Origin of the sequence: Streptomyces sp. NPDC127197 (assembly GCF_042672405.1) — a bacterium.
In the GTDB taxonomy this organism is placed as follows: domain Bacteria; phylum Actinomycetota; class Actinomycetes; order Streptomycetales; family Streptomycetaceae; genus Streptomyces; species Streptomyces flavusporus.
Window position 1 is genome coordinate 1 of sequence record NZ_JBHXVG010000133.1, and the last position, 1,868, is coordinate 1,868.

Sequence of the window (1,868 nt, forward strand, 5' to 3'; positions counted from 1 at the left end):
CTCCTAACAAGTTGTTAACATAATTCTAACATTGGAAATAATAGAATTCAAGAACAGAAAAAAGAAGCACACTCGGAATGATATTTCGTTTCCTTTTGATTCCGAGCCTCCACCCCTTACAATCCCCAAAGGCAACCGACAAGGGAAAATTCGTCCCTTATCGGCACCTCCGGAAATTGTACAGCAAGGGGTCACTCCCAATAAAAAGACTACGACATATAAAACAGGTTTAGCTTCAGAGAAAAAGAGCATAAGGAAACTCGGTGCCACCCTAAAAAAAAGGGTGTCAAACAGGCTGTGCCTGTTGAGTTTCTATGCTCTTAGAACAGGTGCCGTTTTTGAAGCCAAAGATATAGCATAGATACCCCATAGATATAGCAGGGATATACCAAAATATCTCTAGAGATACGGGTATCTATGCTATATCTCTCTACAAGATTCCTCCACACGCTTGACGGAAATGCTTCAGCATTTTAGCACTCACTCGACAGAGTGTATAAGTGCGCCATTCGGAATTTCAAAGCTTCAAATTTCACAGAGAGTGCCCATTTATACACACCCCCTAAATCGTGGTGTGACAATGGGTTCTCGCCGGCTCGAAATCGGTTTGTCATTCTGACAAATAACCCTTCGGGAAATAAAAAAAACGGCTCCATAAAGAGGAACCGTTTTGCTTCAAAAATCACGTTTTGTGTTATACTGGAGAAACGAAATTGTGTTTTCAAAATTGTCATTTTCGACATGATAACTTTTCTCGTAGTGTGGTTTTGCCGAACCCACTACTTTTTTTATGTCTCCGAACTTCATTTCTTCCCGTTCCGGCTTAACAATCCCTTTTGATTTTCGATACATATTCATTCCGGAAGGATACATGTGCAGCCGTCCGCCTTTTAAAAATTTCTTTTCCCGACCTTCTACGATCTTTGTTTGCACCTCACAGCCCTCTGAAGCCACTTTTAAGGCTGTTTCCCTGTCTTGGACATCTTCTAGGTCTATATCAGTCAAATAAGCGCTCAAATAGGCTCCTATGTTGTCTATATCCTTTAATGACTTGATTGTTACAAATCCTAAACCCCATAGACTCCTTAATTCAGCATTTTTAATATAAATCTTATCCAAATCATTAAAGCGCATTAAAACATGACAATGCCAGGCTCCACGTCCTTGTGGCTCTACCACCGATAAATAATCTATCGAACTTTCTTTCTTGTATTTATAACGCAACCTGTCGATAAAATTTTGAAAATCACTATAAAGTTTTTTCGTGTCCGTCATATTTTTCTTGTATGTCAAAGTTATATGTAATTCATTTGGCCGTCCTATAAAATTGTTATTTATCAAATAACGCAGCTTCTTAAAGGTTTGTCTCAAAGAATTATAATTTTCCTGCCGATTTTCCGAATGCTCGAACTCCCGGATCTCCCCAGTAGAGAGGTCTACAAACCTATCCTTGTCCAATTTTTTGATATTATTTTTCCGGTTCATCTTCTCCATATGCTGAACTTCAATGACGTGATTCATAGTGGTCACTTTTACAACATCATTTGGAGCTATGAAAACCGCGTCACCATTGCGTTTATCCATCCATTTCCCCTCAATTTTTCCTGTAATGTTTAATTAAAATCAAGTTAATAATAAAGAACCCCAAATCCGAAGTCAGTTTTTCAACAAAAATTAGCGTCCTTTTCCCAAATAGTCCCTATACAATTCCTTAATAGCAAACTCAATTACAGCATCTTTTGAAACTCTTCCAAATTCATTGTGTTTTGTAAAATGTTCGGCTAATAACTCTAGCTTTTTAAATGTTTCAACAGTAATTCGAGGTCCAATTTGTTTTTTCTCTTCCATCCAAACACACTCCTAACAAG

At 38.0% G+C, this 1,868-nt stretch carries 2 protein-coding genes; both read right to left on the reverse strand.

Annotation, left to right across the window (positions count from 1 at the left end; translation table 11 throughout):
• Positions 1–675: 675 nt before the first annotated feature.
• A complete protein-coding gene (locus ACFVJQ_RS45910) occupies positions 676–1,584 on the reverse strand; it encodes a hypothetical protein (protein ID WP_375839305.1) in 909 nt (302 codons plus the stop codon).
• Between the two features lie 90 nt (positions 1,585–1,674).
• Positions 1,675–1,848 (reverse strand): hypothetical protein, encoded by a 174-nt coding sequence (locus tag ACFVJQ_RS45915; protein ID WP_375839303.1) that lies wholly within the window; start codon positions 1,846–1,848, stop codon positions 1,675–1,677.
• Between the last annotated feature and the right edge of the window lie 20 nt (positions 1,849–1,868).